The sequence below is a fragment of the Isoptericola halotolerans genome, assembly GCF_013149785.1.
In the GTDB taxonomy this organism is placed as follows: domain Bacteria; phylum Actinomycetota; class Actinomycetes; order Actinomycetales; family Cellulomonadaceae; genus Isoptericola; species Isoptericola halotolerans.
This window is the reverse complement of record NZ_JABEZU010000005.1, coordinates 127,821-141,433: the sequence shown is the minus strand read 5'-3', so window position 1 is coordinate 141,433 and position 13,613 is coordinate 127,821. Positions and strand designations below refer to the sequence as shown.

General features: G+C 72.3%; 9 protein-coding genes. 6 read left to right on the top strand and 3 right to left on the bottom strand.

The features are described 5' to 3' along the window. The first annotated feature begins 51 nt into the window (after positions 1-51). Entirely contained in the window at positions 52-681 is a 630-nt protein-coding gene (locus HDG69_RS17560; protein ID WP_425484052.1) for a protein-L-isoaspartate O-methyltransferase family protein, read from the top strand. Positions 682-712: 31 nt separating this feature from the next. Here the strand turns inward: HDG69_RS17560 and HDG69_RS17555 are convergent, their stop codons facing one another. Continuing rightward, entirely contained in the window at positions 713-1,540 is an 828-nt protein-coding gene (locus HDG69_RS17555) for a hypothetical protein (protein ID WP_171785124.1), read from the bottom strand. A 305-nt stretch (positions 1,541-1,845) separates the two neighbouring features. On the opposite strand from HDG69_RS17555, the gene HDG69_RS17550 reads away from it, so the two are divergent. Continuing rightward, the gene (locus HDG69_RS17550) at positions 1,846-2,946 is read left to right on the top strand and encodes a fatty acid desaturase family protein (RefSeq protein WP_171785123.1); all 1,101 of its coding nucleotides are present in this window, start codon (positions 1,846-1,848) and stop codon (positions 2,944-2,946) included. Here HDG69_RS17550 and HDG69_RS17545 read toward each other — a convergent pair. Further along, the gene (locus tag HDG69_RS17545) at positions 2,940-3,545 is read right to left on the bottom strand and encodes a thymidine kinase (RefSeq protein ID WP_171785122.1); all 606 of its coding nucleotides are present in this window, start codon (positions 3,543-3,545) and stop codon (positions 2,940-2,942) included. The genes HDG69_RS17550 and HDG69_RS17545 overlap by 7 nt on opposite strands. A 34-nt stretch (positions 3,546-3,579) precedes the next feature. Further along, positions 3,580-6,729 (bottom strand): Rne/Rng family ribonuclease, encoded by a 3,150-nt coding sequence (locus HDG69_RS17540; protein ID WP_343036508.1) that lies wholly within the window; start codon positions 6,727-6,729, stop codon positions 3,580-3,582. Between the two features lie 752 nt (positions 6,730-7,481). Here HDG69_RS17540 and HDG69_RS17535 point away from each other — a divergent pair. Genes HDG69_RS17535 through cydC form a run of 4 tightly spaced genes read left to right on the top strand, consistent with a single transcriptional unit; the run spans position 7,482 to position 13,607 of the window. Next, the gene (locus HDG69_RS17535; RefSeq protein WP_171785120.1) at positions 7,482-8,981 is read left to right on the top strand and encodes a cytochrome ubiquinol oxidase subunit I; all 1,500 of its coding nucleotides are present in this window, start codon (positions 7,482-7,484) and stop codon (positions 8,979-8,981) included. 30 nt (positions 8,982-9,011) lie between these two features. Further along, positions 9,012-10,061: a cytochrome d ubiquinol oxidase subunit II gene (gene cydB, locus HDG69_RS17530; protein ID WP_171785119.1), complete on the top strand. Its 1,050-nt coding sequence runs from the start codon at positions 9,012-9,014 to the stop codon at positions 10,059-10,061. A 1-nt stretch (position 10,062) separates the two neighbouring features. Beyond that, on the top strand, positions 10,063-11,790 hold the full coding sequence (gene cydD, locus HDG69_RS17525; RefSeq protein WP_171785118.1) for a thiol reductant ABC exporter subunit CydD: 1,728 nt from the start codon (positions 10,063-10,065) through the stop codon (positions 11,788-11,790). Further along, a complete protein-coding gene (cydC, locus tag HDG69_RS17520; protein ID WP_343036507.1) occupies positions 11,787-13,607 on the top strand; it encodes a thiol reductant ABC exporter subunit CydC in 1,821 nt (606 codons plus the stop codon). The genes cydD and cydC overlap by 4 nt, the downstream gene beginning before the upstream one ends. Positions 13,608-13,613 lie beyond the last annotated feature (6 nt).

Sequence of the window (13,613 nt, the reverse complement as noted above, 5' to 3'; positions counted from 1 at the left end):
CCGGCCTGCCGGGCGATCGCGACCAGACCGACGTCGCCCGATGATGGCACGGTGACGCCCGAACCACCGCCGCACGGCGGACCCGGACCCGACTCCGCCGACGCGGACGCCATCGCTGTCGCTGTCACCGATGCGATGCATGCCGTCGACCGGCGAGGCTTCCTGCCCCGCGGGCAGCGCAGAGCTGCCGGCGACGACCGTCCGCTGCCGATCGGCCACGAGCAGACCTGCTCTCAGCCGTCCACCGTCGCCACGATGCTCACCATGCTCCGTGTGCCCCGCGGCGGCGCCGTGCTGGACGTCGGTGCCGGCTCGGGGTGGACGACGGCACTGCTGGCCCACCTGGTCGGGGCGGGTGGAGAGGTGCTCGGCACCGAACGCGTCCCCGAGCTCGTCGCGCGGGGCGGTGCGAACCTCGCGCGCCTCGGCATGCCCTGGGCGCGGATCGAGGCCGCCCGGCCGGGCGCGCTCGGGGCTCCGCGGGCGGGCGGCTGGCCGCGCATCCTGGTCTCGGCCTCCCCGGACGAGCTCCCCGGTCAGCTCGTCGAGCAGCTCGCGCCGAGTGGACGCATGGTGATCCCGGTGCGTCACGCGATGCTGCTGGTCGAACGGTCGCCCGACGGCGCGGTCCGCACCACGGAGCACGGCAGCTACAACTTCGTCCCGCTGGTCCAGGACTGAGTCACGACCCGTCGAGCGCGACGACCAGAGGTCACTTCACCCTGACCGCGTCCGTCGCCCGGCCCGACGTCAGCGTCTGCGACCCGGCATACTTGACGATCCACGTACCGGACTTCTTCTGCGTGAAACGCTTGGTGAAGGTGCCCTTGGACGTGACGGTGGCACTTCCCTGGTAGGTCGCCCCCCGAGGTCCGGACGGGTCGAAGTACACCTTCACCTTCTTGCCCTGGAGCGGACGTATCGCGCCCTTGCCGTAGTCGGAGACCGGGTTCCAGTACTTGAGCGTGCCCTTGACCGTGACGACAGCGCCCTTGCGGACGGGTTCGGGCGACGCGTCGACCCGGAGGTACGACGCTCGCTTGAAGGAGAAGATGTCCGCGTACCGGACGTCCGGGAGCTGGCAATAGTGGTCCCAGCGGTCGCCGTCCTCGTCGACGCCGTAGACGTCGAACTCTCGCTGGACGATCGCCACGGCCTTGTACCTGCCGAACGGCTCCCAGTCGTACCAACGGGGCGACGTCACCTTGCCGGAGGCTGCGAACTTGCTCGAGTAGAGGAACAGCCCGCCACCGACGTCGTTCCCGTAGCGGTCGTGATACTCGAGGTCGTAGTTCCAGTAGAAGTCGCCCCACCCCGCGTAGACCTCTCCGTACTCGGGATAGCTCTTCGCGTCGAAGCATGCACGGATCTGCGCACTCGTCGGCTTCTTCACCGAGTAGGAGACCCTGACGGTCTTGTTGTGCTGCCCCTTGTACAGCACCACGTCAGGATGGTCGACGCTGCCGCCCGGCCCGCTGGACGCGGCGTCCGCGGGGACCGCTCCGAGACCGCTGAGCAGCAGCGCACCCGCGACTACCAATGCACACCTGCGCTTCATGAGCTCTCTCGTTCTTCCGGGAGGTCGCCGAACCTCGGGCCCGATCGGACGACAGGCCGATCATTCGCAGGGTAGGCAGACCCCGCCGTACCGGCGCGTCCGCTCACGGGTGAGAACACTCGCCCAGAAGTTCGGCGGTCTCGGCCGTGCCGCGGATCACACCTCCGCGAGACCTTCACGTCCGGGTCGCGACCTCGGAACCTACGGTCCCGTAGGCTCGGCTCATCCGCGGGCGACTGCCCACCGACTCGGCTGGGAAGTCGACACCGAACCATTGCGAGGTATGCATGCCCCCCTCCGCACCGACCCTCGTCGACGCGACCCGCCCGCCGCCCCGTGCTGCGGAGCGCTTCACCAGTTCCTACAGCGAGCTCGCCGGGCAGGTCCGCGAGGCCGGTCTGCTGCGCAGGGCCTATGGGTACTACCTCGCCATGGGCATCGGCGTGACGCTCGCGCTGGGCGGGATCGTGACGGGGATGGTGCTGCTCGGGGACTCCTGGTTCCAGCTGCTGATGGCCGGGGCGCTCGGCATCGTGCTGACCCAGATCGCGTTCCTCACGCACGAGGCCGCGCACCGGCAGATCTTCGCGAGCGGGCCGGTCAACGACCGCGTCGGGCGTTGGCTGGCCAACGCCGTGGTCGGCATCAGCTACTCGTGGTGGATGACCAAGCACACCCGCCACCACGCCAACCCCAACCAGGTGGGCAAGGACCCGGACATCGCGGCCGACACGATCCGGTTCACGCCGGAGTCCGCCGCCGAGGTCCGTGGCCCGCTGCGCCACATCACGCGTCGCCAGGGCTGGCTGTTCTTCCCGCTGCTCACCCTCGAGGGCCTCAACCTGCACGTGACGTCGATCCGGTCGTTGCTGACCGGTGACCCCAAGACGCTCAGCGCCCGTCGGCGCGAGATCGTCACGATCGCCGTGCGCCTCAGCCTGTACGTCGCCGTCATCGTCTGGATGATGCCGCTCGGGCTGGCAGCAGCCTTCCTCGGTGTGCAGTTCGCCGTCTTCGGGGTCTACATGGGCGCCTCGTTCGCCCCCAACCACAAGGGCATGAAGCTGGTGCCGGCCGGCGCCAAGATGGACTTCCTGTCCAAGCAGGTGCTGACGTCCCGCAACATCCGTGGCGGCTGGTTCATGAACGTGCTGATGGGTGGCCTCAACCACCAGGTGGAGCACCACCTCTTCCCGAGCATGCCGCGCCCGAGCCTGGCGAAGGCCCGCCTGCTGGTCCGCGACCACTGCGCCCGCCACGGCCTGCCCTACACCGAGACGAGCCTGATCGCGTCGTACGCGATCGTCGTCCGGTACCTGAACCAGGTGGGGCTCGCGGCCCGCGACCCGTTCGACTGCCCCCTGCGGCAGGAGATGCGCGGCTACTGAACCGGTGGCGTCCCGGACCCCGGTCCGGGGTCCCGGTGCGCCCGGCACCGCGCCTGGTAGGACTCCGTCCCCCCGACGTGTCCTTCGACGGCCACGAGGGGATCACCCACCGGGCCGCGGCGGTGCAGACGCACGTGGTACGCGGCGTCTGCACCGCACACGCTGCAGACGGCGGTCAGCCTGGTGACGGTCTCGGCGTGCGCCATGAGCGCGGGCACCGGTTCGAACGGGCGACCGTCGAACGTCACCGTCAGACCGGCGACGACGACGTCGAGTCCCGCGTCGAGCAGGTCGAGGACGACCGGTACGAGCTCGGGACCGAAGAACTGCGCCTCGTCGACGGCGAGCAGACGCACGTCCGGCGACAGGATGCTCGGGATCGCCCGGGCGTCGTCCACCGACCGCGACGCGACGGCCACGCCCGAGTGGGAAGCCACCCGGCCCGCACCGTAGCGGCTGTCCAGGTCGTGCGTGACCACCAGCGTCCCGCGTCCCGCGATCTGGGCCCGCCGCACACGGCGGACCAGCTCCTCGGTCTTGCCGGCGAACATGGGGCCGCCGACGACCGTGAGGCGACCGGGAGCTCGACCGTCGTCCATACGGACCAGTCAAGCATCCCGGTCGCCGCGATGCTCAGGGCGTGTCGGTCAGCGGCGGAGCCTCGCCGCCAGCCTGCTCAGGAGCCTCTTCGGCCCCGGCTCCTTTGGCCGGCTCGACCTCCGGCTCCGGCGCGGGGGCCGGCTCCTCGGGCTGCGCGGCGGACGTCCGCTCCGCGACCGGCTCGGGCAGGACCGCGTCGACCGCAGCCTCCACCGCCGCGCCGACCTCGGCCGCCGTGCCCTCGGTGACCGGCTCAGCACGTTCGGAGGTGTCGGCCGGCTCCGGTGAGCCATCCGCCACGCCCGCCGAGCCCTCGTCGTGCTCGCCCTCGTGGTCGTGGGCGTGCGCGGCCGCTGCGGCGATCGTGGCCAGTGTCGCCTTGACCGCCTCGCGCGCTTCGGACTTGTCGTCCGGGAGCTTGGCCATCTCAGGGCTCGCCTGCTGCGGCTCGTCCTTCTTGGCGCCACGCTTGCGCCGGGAGCGCTTGGCACCGGAGTCGTCGCCGGAACCGGACGACGCCCCGCCACCTCGCTCGATCGGTTCGCTGTGCACGATGAAGCCGCGGCCCTTGCAGTGCTCGCACGTCGAGGAGAACGCTTCGACGAGACCCTGCCCGACACGCTTGCGGGTCATCTGGACGAGGCCGAGCGACGTGACCTCGGCCACCTGGTGCTTGGTGCGGTCCCGGCCGAGGCACTCCACGAGGCGGCGCAGGACCAGGTCGCGGTTCGACTCGAGCACCATGTCGACGAAGTCGATGACGATGATGCCGCCGATGTCCCGCAACCGGAGCTGGCGGACGATCTCTTCCGCCGCCTCCAGGTTGTTGCGCGTGACGGTCTCCTCGAGCGTGCCGCCCGAGCCGGTGAACTTGCCGGTGTTGACGTCGACGACCGTCATCGCCTCGGTCCGGTCGATCACCAAGGACCCGCCCGAGGGCAGCCAGACCTTGCGGTCCATCCCCTTGGCGAGCTGCTCGTCGACGCGGTGCTTGGCGAAGACGTCGCCCGGCTCGTTCCACTTCGAGACCCGCTCGCGCAGGTCCGGGGCGAGCTCGGCCACGTAGGACGAGATCTCGGACCAGGCGTGCCCACCCTGGACCACGAGCGAGGTGAAGTCGTCGTTGAAGATGTCACGCACGACGCGGATCGCCATGTCGGGCTCGCCCTGCAGCAGGCTGGGCGCGCTCGTCGACGACTTCGACGCCTTCTCGCTGATGGCCTGCCACTGCGACTGCAGGCGCTCGACGTCGGCGCGCAGCTCGTCCTCGGAGGCTCCCTCGGCCGCGGTGCGCACGATGACACCGGCGCCCTCGGGCACGACGTCGCGCAGGATCTTCTTGAGACGGCTGCGCTCGGTGTCGGGCAGCTTGCGGCTGATACCGGTCATCCCGCCGCCGGGCACGAACACGAGGTACCGGCCCGCGAGGGTCACCTGGGAGGTCAGCCGTGCCCCCTTGTGCCCGATGGGGTCCTTGGTCACCTGCACGAGGACGGAGTCGCCCGACTTGAGGGCCTCCTCGATCCGTCGGGGCTGACCCTCGACACCGGCGGCGTCCCAGTTGACCTCGCCGGCGTACAGCACGGCGTTGCGACCCTTGCCCACGTCGACGAAGGCCGCCTCCATGGAGGGCAGCACGTTCTGCACGCGACCGAGGTAGACGTTGCCCACCATCGACGCCTGTTCCTGCTGGGAGACGTAGTGCTCGACGAGCACCCCGTCCTCGAGCACCGCGATCTGCGTACGGCCGTCCTCCTCGCGCACGAACATCGATCGCTCGACCGACTCGCGACGGGCGAGGAACTCGGCCTCGGTGATGACCTGGCGGCGACGGCCCGCGTCCCGGCCGTCACGGCGACGCTGACGCTTCGCCTCCAGGCGGGTCGACCCCTTGAGGGCCGTCACCTCGTCCTCGGCGCGCTCCTTGCGGGAGCCCTCGCGGTCACCGCTGCGACCACCCCGGCGGCGACGGCGACGACGTCGGCTCGAACCGGACGACTCGTCCTCCGTCCGGTCGGCGTCCTCCGCGTCCGCGTCGACCTGAGCATCCTGGTCGTCGTGCTCGCGCGAGCGGGCCGGGCTCTCGGGCTCGGCCGCCTCGACGTCGTCAGGGGTCGCGTCGGCCTCGTCGGCCGAGTTCTCCGCCTCGGTGTCGTCCTGATCGTGCGCGTCGATCTTGCGGCCCCCGCGACGGCCCCGGCCGCCACGGCGACGTCGCCGACGGGGCCGGATGTCCGTCTCGTCGCCGTCCTCGACGAAGTCCTCCGGTCGCAGCTCGGGCAGCGCGACACCTTCCGACTCGAGCTCCGTCTCGATGATCTCGAGCTCGGAGACCGCGGCCTCCTCGGCCTCGCTCAGCGTGAGCGGCTCGGCCTCGGCCGTGGCGGCGCCCTCGACCGCCACGGGTTCGGCTGCGACCGGCTCGTCCGCCGCCTGGGCCGCCCGGGTGCTACGACGCGAGCCCGTCCGTCGCGACGGCCGCTTCGCGGTGGCAGGCTCGCCGTCGTCCGCCGCCTGGGCCGGTGCGCTCTGCGCAGCCTCCGGGGCCACCGCGGACCCGTCGTCGGCGTGCTGGGCAGGCGGGCCGGCAGGGGCCTGCGCCCGGCGCGAGGTGCGCCCAGACATCTCCGGGGCCTGGAACAGCAGGGCCGTGGTCGCCGCGCGAGGCGCTCCGGACTCGCTGGACGTGCTCGCGGAGGCCGGTGCGGACGCGTCGTCCGTCGTGGTCGCGGGCGCGTCCGACGCCGGAGCGTCCTGCGCCGTCGTCGCGACGACCTCCTGCGACTCGTCGGGCTTCTCGACCGGCTTCCTCGAGGCACGGCGGCGCGACGTCGTCGGAGCCTTCTCGGGCTTCTCGGCGGTCTCAGCCTTCGCGGCCTTCGCGGCCTTCTCGGGCTCGCCAGCCTTCTCCGCCTTCTCGGCCGTCTCAGGCTTCGCGGTCTTGCGCGAGGCGGACGTCGACCGCCTCGACCGCTTCCTCGCAGGCTCGGCCTGGGCGGACTCCGACGAGGTACCGGGCAGCACGATGTCGTCCAGGGAGAGCGAGGGCTCCTGGCCCTTCGCGACCGACCCCTGCGGAAGGGTGATCTTCTCGCCCGCCGGGGCGGGGTCGGGACTCGCGACGGTGGCGCGCGCCACGCTGTCGGCGCTGTCGTCCGCCACGGCTTCCTGTGCCGGGTTCACGGCAGGACCTGCGGTCCGACGGACGGCGCGTCGGGGACGCCGCCCGGACGACGAGGCACCACCGTCCGTCGGAGCTGCGGGCTCGGGAGCTGCCGGCGGCGCCTCGTCAGGAGTGTCTGCGGGCGCCGGTGACACGGCAGGGACGACGATGGGCGCCGGTCCGTCGGTCTGCGGGGCGGAGGTAGGGCGAGTGACTCGACGGCGGGTCGCGCGACGGGGCGAGGTGCCCTCGGTCGCGGCCTGGTCGCCGGTCGGGATGTCGGACGTCACGAAGTGCGCTCCTGCTCCCGGGAACCGGCCCACACCTGCCGGCCGCCCGGGCGGTCGTCGTCCCGGGTGGCAGCGCTGCTCAGCGCGCCGCCCGGACGGAAAGTCTCGGTCTCGGCTGCGACTCCCCCGTCTTCGCGGCCGCCGACGACCAGGCCCCTTCACGCCTGGCCGCGGCACCGCGTCCGGGACGCGGGAGCTGCAAGCTTGTCGACCGTCCGAGGGATGTGGCCCCGAAGGTCTGCCGACCAGTATCGCACCCTTGGCTGCTGCCGCCGACCGCGACGTCGTCACCGGCGTGGCGCCGCTCACATCAGGGCCGCCCGGCTTGACTTGTGAAGATCTTCACGAGAACGTTCGTGAAGGTCTTCACAAGCGTGATCCGCTCTCGCCCTGCGCACTCGTCCCGGCAGCAACACCTTCAGGACGGTGGTTCGGCTGCCGGGCGGTCACCTGCACCGGCTCGCACCGAAGGAGTCCACACCGTGGATGCTCTGGCCCTGGCCCGATGGCAGTTCGCCATCACCACCGTGTACCACTTCATCTTCGTCCCGCTGACGATCGGGCTCGCACCGATCGTGGCCGGCATGCAGACCGCCTGGGTCATCACGCAGAAGGAGCGGTGGCTGCGCCTGACCAAGTTCTTCGGCAAGCTGCTGCTCATCAACTTCGCGCTCGGTGTCGTCACCGGCATCTGGCAGGAGTTCCAGTTCGGCATGGCCTGGAGCGAGTACTCCCGGTTCGTCGGCGACGTCTTCGGCGCACCGCTCGCCATGGAGGCGCTGGCCGCGTTCTTCGTCGAATCGGTCTTCCTCGGCGTCTGGATCTTCGGCTGGGACCGCGTGTCCAAGAAGATCCACCTGGCGTCCATCTGGCTGTTCGCCCTCGCCACCAACCTCTCGGCGTTCTTCATCCTCGCCGCCAACTCCTGGATGCAGCACCCCGTGGGCGCGGTCTACAACCCCGAGACCGGCCGGGCCGAGATGGAGTCGATCTGGGCCGTCCTGACGAACAACACCCTGCTCGCCGCGTTCCCGCACGCCATCTCCGCCGCGTTCCTGACCGCCGGCACCTTCGTCACCGGGATCGCCACCTGGTGGATGGTGCGGCTCGTGCGCAGCCGGAAGCCAGAGCACGTCGAGACGGCGCGCACCGTCTACCGGCCCGCCGTCCGTGTCGGGGTGTGGGTGATGATCGTGGCCGGCATCGGTGTCATCTGGTCGGGCGACGTCCAGGGCAAGCTCATGTACGAGCAGCAGCCGGGCAAGATGTCCTCCGCCGAGGCCCTGTGCGAGGGCACCGAGTCGGCGGAGTTCTCCATCCTCGCCATCGGCCCCCTGCACGCCGGCTGCGAGGACGTCCGGCACCTCATCTCGTTGCCGGGTGTCACCAGCTACCTCGGCACCGGGCACTTCTCCGGCGAGGAGTCGTACCTGCCGGGCGTCTACGACGTCCAGGAGGAGTACACCGAGCGCTACGGCGACGTCACCGCCGACGGCGAGGCCGTCACCTACACCCCGCCGCTGGCGATCACCTACTGGTCGTTCCGCCTGATGATCGGCTTCGCGGCGTTCTCGGTGGCGCTCGCGCTCGCTGCCCTGTGGTTCACCCGCAAGGGGCGCGTCAGCGACAACATCTGGCTGTCACGCCTCGGCCTCGTCGCCATCCCCGCGCCCTTCATCGCCTGCTCCTTCGGCTGGATCTTCACGGAGGTGGGCCGTCAGCCGTGGGTCGTGGCGCCGAACCCGACCGGCATCGACCAGATCCGGCTGCTCACCGAGCGCGGCGTCTCCACCGCCGTGCCGGCCGGCGTCATCCTCACCTCGATGATCGTCCTCACCGTCATCTACGCGGTCCTCGCCGTGGTCTGGTACCGGCTCATGCACCGGTACGCCGTGGAGGGGGCGCCGCAGACCGTCCGGGACGAGTCGCCCGAGGCCCAGGAGCCCGACGACTCCGACCGCCCGCTGTCCTTCGCGTACTGACACCGAACCTGAGAAGACAGGAGACCTGACGTGGACCTCGCGATCCTCTGGTTCGTCATCATCGCCGTGCTGTGGACCGGCTACCTCGTGCTCGAAGGGTTCGACTTCGGCGTCGGCATGCTGATGTCGATCCTGCCCCGCGGCGACAAGGAGCACCGGGAGAAGGAGCGGCGCGTGCTGGTCAACACCATCGGTCCCGTGTGGGACGGCAACGAGGTGTGGCTGCTCACCGCCGGCGGCGCGACGTTCGCCGCGTTCCCCGAGTGGTACGCGACGATGTTCTCGGGCTTCTACCTGCCCCTGCTCATCATCCTGGTCGGGCTCGTGGCCCGAGGCGTCGCCTTCGAGTACCGCGGCAAGATCGCCGACGCCGCCTGGGCACGCCGCTGCGACCTCGCGATCCAGGCGGGCTCGTGGATCCCCGCCGTGATGTGGGGCGTGGCCTTCGGCAACCTGGTGCGCGGGCTGCTGCTCGACGCCGACCACCAGTACGTCGGCGGGTTCTGGGCCCTGCTCAACCCCTTCGCGCTGCTCGGCGGCCTGACGACGGCGACCCTGTTCCTGCTGCACGGCGCGGTCTTCGTCGCGCTCAAGACCGACGGTGACATCCGCCGTCGCGCCTCGAGGCTCGCGTCCGGGCTGTCGGTCGTCACTCTCGTCGTCACCGGCGGCTGGGCGGTCTGGGCCCAGGTCGCCTACTCGGTCCCGTGGACCTGGGGGGCAGTGGTCGTGGCAGCCGGTTGCCTCGCCGGCGTCGTCGTCGCCACCCGCGCCCGCCGCGAGGGCACGGCCTTCACCCTGTCCGCGGTCACGATCGTCGCGGCCGTGGTGCTCATCTTCGGCTCCATGTACCCCGACGTGATCCCGGCCGTGGACGGCGGCGTGGCCCTCAGCGTCGCCGACGCATCCTCCACCGACTACACGCTCACGGTCATGAGCTGGGTGGCCGTGTTCCTCACGCCGGTCGTCATCGCCTACCAGGCCTGGACCTACTGGGTGTTCCGGCGCCGGCTGAGCACCCGGGACATCCCGGCTCCCGCCGGGCTGTCCTGGCAGAAGATCAAGGACGCGGCGTTCTGAGGTGAGACCCCTCGACCCGCGGTTGCTGCGCCAGGTCCGTGCCGCCCGCAGCTATGTCCTGCTGACCACCGCGCTGGGCACCGCGCAGGCCGCGCTGGTCGTGGTGCAGGCCTTCGCGATCGCGCACGCCCTCGCCCCCGTCGTCGTCGCCACGAGTCCCGGCGCCGACGGAACGCTCGACCGCGCCGCGCTCACCGGGTGGCTGTGCGTCCTCGCTGGCGCCGCCGTCGGGCGCTCGCTGGTGGCCTGGGCCCAGGAGCGGTTCGGTCGTCGCGCGGCGACGGCCGTGGTCGCCGACCTGCGCGAGCAGGTCGTCGGTCACGCCGTGGAGCTCGGCCCTCGACCGCCGTCGGGCGCGGCGCCCGCGGACGTCGCCACCCTGGCCACCCGAGGGCTCACCGACCTCGAGCCCTACCTCGTGCGGTTCCTGCCGCAGCTGCTGCTCACCGCGCTCGTGACCCCGGCCACCGTGCTGGTGGTCCTGGGGCTCGACTGGGTGTCGGCGGTGATCGCCGCGGCGACGTTGCCGCTCGTGCCGTTCTTCATGTGGCTGATCGGCACCATGACGGCCGGCACGTCCGAGCGCCGTCTGGCGACCGTCGAGCGGCTCGGGTCCCAGGTGCTCGACCTGATCGCCGGGCTGCCCACCCTGCGGGCCTACGGTCGCGCGGTCGGCCCCGGTGCGCGGGTGCGGTCGCTCGGGGAGGCGTCACGGCGCGCCACCATGGGCACGCTGCGCATCGCGTTCCTCTCCGGCGCCGTGCTGGAGCTGCTCACCACGCTGTGCGTCGCGATCATCGCCGTCGGCGTCGGCCTGCGGCTCGTGCACGGCGGCATCGAGCTCGTCCCGGCGCTCGTCGTGCTCGTGCTCGCCCCCGAGATCTTCCTGCCGCTGCGCCGCGTGGGCTCGGAGTTCCACGCCTCCACCGACGGCCTCGCTGCCACGCGACGGGCGTTCGAGGTGCTCGACCTGCCGGTCCCGACCGTCCGGGACGACGTCGCCGACTCCCCCGTCGCCCCCACGGCCGGGACGACCCTCGTGCTCGACGACGTCACGGTCCGCGCTCCCGGCCGCGACGTCGAGGCACCGTCACGCCTGTCGGCGCGGATCACGCTCGGCACGGGCACGCCGGGAGGCGGACGCGTGGTGGCGCTGCGGGGCCCGAGCGGATCCGGCAAGTCGACCCTCGTGCTGCTGATGCTCGGCCTGCTGCGCCCCGACTCCGGCACCCTCACTCTGGAACGGACCGGCGCCGAGCCGGCCGCGCTGCCCGAGGTCTCGGCCCGGTGGTGGGACCAGGTGGTCTGGGTCCCCCAGCGCCCCGCGATCGGCCCGGGCACCGTGCGCGACGTCGTCACCGACGGTCGCGAGGTGTCGCAGGCCGCGCTGGAGGCCGCCGCCCGGACGACCGGCCTGGACACGGTCCTCGCCGACCTGCCGGACGGCTGGCGGACACCCGTCGGTCTCGACGGCGCCGGGCTCAGCGTCGGGCAGCGTCAGCGCGTGGCCCTGGCCCGGGCACTCGTGGGTGCCGCGGACCGGCCGGTCGTCGTCCTCGACGAGCCGACCGCCCACCTGGACGCCCGCGGCGAGCAGGTCGTCCTGGACACCGTGCGGCAGTGGCGTGACGCCGGGCGGACCGTCGTCGTCGTCGCGCACCGCTCCTCCCTGCTGGAGGTGGCCGACCAGGTCGTCGAGGTCGAGGCCCGAGAGGTGGTGCCGTCGTGACCGACCCCCTGGTGCGCGTCCTGCCGATGCTCGAGGTCCGCTGGGGACGCGTGGCTCGTGCCGTCTCCCTCGGCACCCTGACGCTGGTGTGCGCGATCGGCCTGGCGGCCGCCGCGGCGTGGCTCGTCGCCCGTGCCTCGCAGATGCCCCCCGTCCTGGTCCTCTCCCTGGCGGCGGTCGGCGTGCGCGCGTTCGGCACCGGGCGGGCCTTCTTCCGCTACCTCGAGCGGCTCGCCTCGCACGACGTCGCGCTGCGCGGGATGGCGGCGCTGCGGGCCAACCTGTACGACCGGCTCGCTCGTGGTGGGGCCGACGTCGTGGCGCTGCACCGGGGTGACCTCCTCGCCCGCGTGGGCGGCGACGTCGACGACGTGGGCGACGTCGTCGTGCGTGCGCTGATCCCCGGTGCCGTCGCGGTGGTGGCCGGGACCGGTGCGATGGTGCTGGTGGGTGCGTTCCTCCCGGCCGCTGGTGCCGTGCTGCTGGCCTGCCTGCTGCTGACCGGCGTGCTCGCACCGTGGTTGGCGTCGCGGGCCTCCCGGTCGGTCGAGCTGCGCGGTGCCGCCGCCCGCGGGGACGTCGCCGCCCGCACGCTGGACCTGCTCGAGAACGGCCAGCAGCTCCGGGTGGCGGGTGCGCTGGACCAGCGTCGGGCCGCGCTCCGGGAGGCCGAGACGCGGCTCGCCGCCACGACCGACGACGGCGCACGGGTCGCGGGCACGTCGGCCGCGATCGAGGCGGGTGCCCAGACTCTCGCCGTGCTCGGGTGCCTGCTGGTCGGCGTTCCCGCCGCGTTGGCCGGCGACCTCGCCGCCACCGAGCTCGCGGTCGTCGTCCTGACCCCCCTCGCGGTGTTCGAGGTGACGAGCGCACTGCCCGCCGCGGCGGTACAGCTGCGCCGCTCACGCGCCGCGGCGCGACGGCTGCTCGAGCTGCTGCCGTCGGACCTCGATGTCGAGGAGCCCGCCGAGAGGCACGAGGACGGCCGGTCGAACGGCGCAGCGGACGGCACAGGGAACGGCGCCAGCACGCTGCTGGAGCTGTCGGACGTCGACGCCGCCTGGCCCGGCGGGGACGTCGTCGTCCGCGGCGCCGACCTCGTGCTGCGCCCCGGGTCGGTGGCGGCGCTGGTCGGCCCCTCCGGCGTCGGCAAGTCCACGCTGATGCTCACCGCGGCGGGGATGCTCGGACCGGCTGCCGGGCGGGTGACGGGCCGTGGCCTCTTCGTCGCCGAGGACGGCCACGTGTTCGGGACCACGGTCCTCGAGAACCTCCGGGTGGCCCGCGCGGACCTCACGGCGGACGAGGCCCGCGCGGTCCTGGACGCGGTGGGACTGACGGGATGGCTGACCGCCCTGCCCGACGACCTCGACACCCCGCTCGGCACCGGCGGCACGACCGTCTCCGGGGGTGAGCGCCGACGCCTCCTCGTCGCCCGGGCGCTGCTCGCCCGGCACCGCGTGCTCCTGGTCGACGAGCCGGCCGAGCACCTCGACGCCGCCACGGCGGACGCCCTCGTCGAGACGCTGGCGTCCCTCGCCCGGTCCACCGGACGAGCGGTGGTCGTCGCCTCCCACCGGCTCTCACCGCTCGCCGTCGCCGACGAGGTGCTCCTGCTCGGGCACGACAGCGGGGTCGGCGCGGCGGCACGGGTGGTCGCGCGGGGCACTCACGACGAGCTGCTGCGCGACGTGCCGGGGTACCGCTGGGCCGCCGCGCAGGAGGCCGCTCCCCCTGGGGGCTCAGGGTCCCTCCAGGTGGACCCCAGGGTGCCGACCAGGGGTCTCCCTGATGTCGGGGCCGCGCCGCGTCCGTAGCGTCAC

Excerpts from the sequence above, each read along its gene's own strand:
- HDG69_RS17550 (WP_171785123.1), top strand. The coding sequence starts at position 1,846 with ATGCCCCCCTCCGCACCGACCCTCGTCGACGCGACCCGCCCGCCGCCC.
- HDG69_RS17545 (WP_171785122.1), bottom strand. The coding sequence starts at position 3,545 with ATGGACGACGGTCGAGCTCCCGGTCGCCTCACGGTCGTCGGCGGCCCC.